Source organism: Mesorhizobium sp. M4A.F.Ca.ET.050.02.1.1, from assembly GCF_003997725.1.
In the GTDB taxonomy this organism is placed as follows: domain Bacteria; phylum Pseudomonadota; class Alphaproteobacteria; order Rhizobiales; family Rhizobiaceae; genus Mesorhizobium.
Genome location: NZ_RZSG01000038.1, coordinates 4,428 through 6,990, shown reverse-complemented (window position 1 = coordinate 6,990; position 2,563 = coordinate 4,428). Strand labels below are relative to the sequence as shown.

General features: G+C 65.7%; 3 protein-coding genes. 1 reads left to right on the top strand and 2 read right to left on the bottom strand.

The annotated features are described in order from the left end of the window. Positions 1 to 639, bottom strand: a 639-nt coding sequence (locus tag EOA33_RS05280; protein ID WP_245482243.1) for a quinone oxidoreductase, incomplete at its 3' end; no start/stop codon positions are given. A gap of 93 nt (positions 640 to 732) precedes the next feature. Here EOA33_RS05280 and EOA33_RS05275 point away from each other — a divergent pair. Continuing rightward, a complete protein-coding gene (locus tag EOA33_RS05275; protein ID WP_127405134.1) occupies positions 733 to 1,611 on the top strand; it encodes a LysR substrate-binding domain-containing protein in 879 nt (292 codons plus the stop codon). Between the two features lie 13 nt (positions 1,612 to 1,624). Here EOA33_RS05275 and EOA33_RS05270 read toward each other — a convergent pair whose 3' ends face one another. Beyond that, positions 1,625 to 2,560, bottom strand: a complete 936-nt coding sequence (locus EOA33_RS05270; protein WP_127405133.1) for a DmsC/YnfH family molybdoenzyme membrane anchor subunit — start codon at positions 2,558 to 2,560, stop codon at positions 1,625 to 1,627. Positions 2,561 to 2,563 lie beyond the last annotated feature (3 nt).

Below are 2,563 nucleotides of genomic sequence, written 5' to 3'. Positions count from 1 at the left end.
GTCGTAGACGACGTGACAGCCTTCGCCACCAGTGATCTCCCTCACCCGCGCGGCAAAGTCTTCCCTGCCATAGTCGATGACATGGTCGCAGCCACTGGCGCGCGCGAGCTCGGCCTTCTCTGGCGAACCGACCGTGCCGATGACGGTGGCGCCGAGATGCTTAGCCCATTGTGTCAGGATGAGGCCGACGCCGCCCGCCGCGGCCTGCACGAGGATGGTGTGGCCCGCCTCGACGCGAAACGTGCGGCGCAGCAGATATTGCGCCGTCAGCCCCTTCAGCATCATCGCCGCGCCGGTCTCGAAGTCGATGGCGTCGGGCAGATGGACGACAAAATGCGCCGGCACGATGCGTTCCTCGGCATAGGCGCCCAGCGTCTCGACATAGGCGACACGATCGCCGGACGCGAAGCCGCTCACCCCTTCGCCGACGGCGACGATTTCGCCGGCGCCTTCATTGCCCGGCGTGAATGGCAAAGCGGGCGGCGCATATTCGCCGGTGCGGAAATAGATGTCGACGAAGTTTAGGCCGACCGCCCGGTTGCACACGCGGACCTCGCCGGGTCCGGGCTGGCCGATGTCGACATCTTCATAGGCAAGCACATCTGGCCCGCCATGGCGGTGGACGCGGATCGCTTTCATGGATTTCTTCCTTGCGCTGTCTCGTGGCAGGGAGATAGCGCGTGGCGCGATATCATTGTAGGCTGATATCCGTGACATCAGAGTTCAAGGATCATGATATCTGAGCAAATAGGCCTCGACCTTCTTCGCACCTATGTGGCGGTCTGCCGGCAGGGCAGCCTGAGCAGGGTCGCTGCGCAGACCGGCAGAACCCAATCGTCGCTGAGCATGCAGATGCGGCGGCTCGAAGGATTGCTGCAACGGCACCTGTTCCAACGCACCGGCCGCGGTGTCGTGCCAACCGCGGAGGGGGAACTCTTTCTGGGATACGCGACCCGCATCCTGGCTCTGGGCGATGAGGCGGTGGCACGTCTGCGGCCGGCCGGCGTAGGCGGCGGCGTGCGTATCGGCCTCGCCGAGGAGGTCACGACGGCAGCGCTGTCGGCAGCACTCGGGCGGCTTCATCGCACCTATCCCGAGATCAGCCTTGACGTGACGGTCGAGCACAGTGTCGCGCTGGGACGGCTTTGGAGTGAGGATGTGCTGGATGTCATGATCGCCCCGACATCCGTCGTCGCGGCCGATGCCCTGACGACGTGGAACGTCGAACTGCAGTGGGTCTGCGCTCACGACTACGAGCTGGATGCGGGGCGGCCGCTCGATCTCGTCGCCTTTGGCGCAACCTGCCCTTGGCGCAGGCGTATGATCGAGGCGCTGCTTGCCACCGGCAGGGAGCACAGGATCGGCTTGTCGTGCCAGAGCATCACCGGCCTGCAGGCAGCGATCGAGAATGGGCTGGGCGTCGGGCTGCTTCCGCCCGAATCGGTGCGCACTGCTTCGATGCGGGTGCTGAAGACATCTGCTGGCGTTCCCGACACGCTGACGGTCCAATACGGTCTTTACGCACACGACCGACGGACAGCCGTCGTCGACGCCGCGATCGAAATCTTGCTGAAGGACTTGCCAGCCGCGCCACGGGCACGGGCGGCATGACGGAGAGAACGCGCTACCGGCCGTAATAGAGGGTGACCGTGTGCTTCGCCTCGGCGAAGAACAGCCAGCGCTCGACCAGCATACCGGCGAACTGGAGGATGGCCGCAAGCACCGACAGGACCGCCGCGACCGGCCAGGGCAAAGCGGACGCAACGGCAAGCAGCAGGGCCGGCAAGGCGAAAGCCAGCACCTGCGTAATCCGCCGCAGTTTGGCGGCGTGCTTTCGGGCGATACGAAAGCCCATTTCCTTGAGAAGATAGTTCTCTTCGGTGTGCGGCCATTCCAGCGACCGCACCGTGCCTCCGGCGAGGCCCGTCGCGGTGTTGGCGGTAGTCGGAGTTTCCAGCCGGTCATTGTACCGCCAGGTCGCTAGCTTCCACCCCCAGCCGGCAAGGGTGGCAAGCATCGAGAGCGCTAGCACGGCCACCGAACCGACGCCGAAGACCTGCAGCAGCGCGTTGAAAAGCACGCCGCCGGTCATCGCGGAAAAGATCAGATAGCCGGGCAGGGTGAAGCGGCTGTGCCACTGCGCGATTGGCTTCAGCGAGGCATAGATCATGCCGGTGGTGCAGACCGTGGTGACCGCGCCGAGGGCAGCCAACACCCCGGCGATTGCCACCCAGCCGCCGTTGCGGCCCAAAAACACCCAGCCGATGCCGAACAGTCCGGCCGGGATGAAGGTCGCGACCGACGCAACGCCCTCGCGCGACAGCCAGGAACTGCGCCACTGCGAGAAGGCGCGCCAGGCTCGTTCAGGCCGCCCGAGATGGCCGGTCGATGACAGAAGGCCGGCCGCGATCAGGCCGAGCGCCAGTCCCATGCCGACGAGCCCGAGCCAGAAGTCGGGCTCGACAAAGCCCAGCCCGCCGAGCACGCCAAGCAGCGCCAGCAGGCCGTAGCCGGCGCCTGTGGCAGCGGTGAAGAAGACGACGGAGAAAGCGGGATGCATGGC

Coding starts and splice junctions, on each gene's coding strand:
- EOA33_RS05275 (WP_127405134.1), top strand. CDS start 733: ATGATATCTGAGCAAATAGGCCTCGACCTTCTTCGCACCTATGTGGCG.
- EOA33_RS05270 (WP_127405133.1), bottom strand. CDS start 2,560: ATGCATCCCGCTTTCTCCGTCGTCTTCTTCACCGCTGCCACAGGCGCC.